We start from the raw sequence: 532 nt of genomic DNA on the forward strand, positions 1-532 counted from the left end.
TCCTGATCTGTAATGGGCCAGGTAAACCAGCTCTCGTCCCAGGGCCGCTTCATGAACAGGCACAGCTTTGCCGTTTTCTCCGGAATCGTAAGAGAGAACCACTGGGGTTCGTTGATCCGAATCGTTCCCTCATACAGCACCGTATCCGTGATCCACTCCCGCATGGTGCCGTCCGCGTTCAGCTGGGGCGTTCCCGTGCAGAACCGGATATCCGTCTCGTACCAGCGTCCCACCAGCAGCAGCTTGTTCTGCCCGCCCTTCTCCAGTGCGGTCATGGGGATCGCCGCCAGCGGCTGCGCCACCTCCATAGGTGGGTCACGCCAGTAAAACATCAGCGACTTGTTGGGTTCGTCCGCCAGAGCCAGCGTCAGCGGCTCCGGCAGGAGGCTCTCTTCGCGCGTATAGATGGCGGCGCGGGCTGCCGGCGCGTTGTCCAGCTCATCGTATTGCCGGAGGTACAGGGTGTTCCGGTCCGTCAGGGCGACATAGTACTCCGCCTCAGAGTCTTCGGCGTAGAGCCGAGCAGACCAAA

At 61.5% G+C, this 532-nt stretch carries 1 protein-coding gene; it reads right to left on the minus strand.

What is annotated here, in order from left to right; all coding sequences use genetic code 11:
- Positions 1-532 (minus strand): hypothetical protein (locus KQI17_RS13475; RefSeq protein ID WP_216496701.1); only part of this gene is annotated, 532 nt, incomplete at both ends.

The sequence above is a fragment of the Oscillibacter sp. MSJ-31 genome (assembly GCF_018918025.1).
Lineage (GTDB): Bacteria > Bacillota > Clostridia > Oscillospirales > Oscillospiraceae > Hominicoprocola.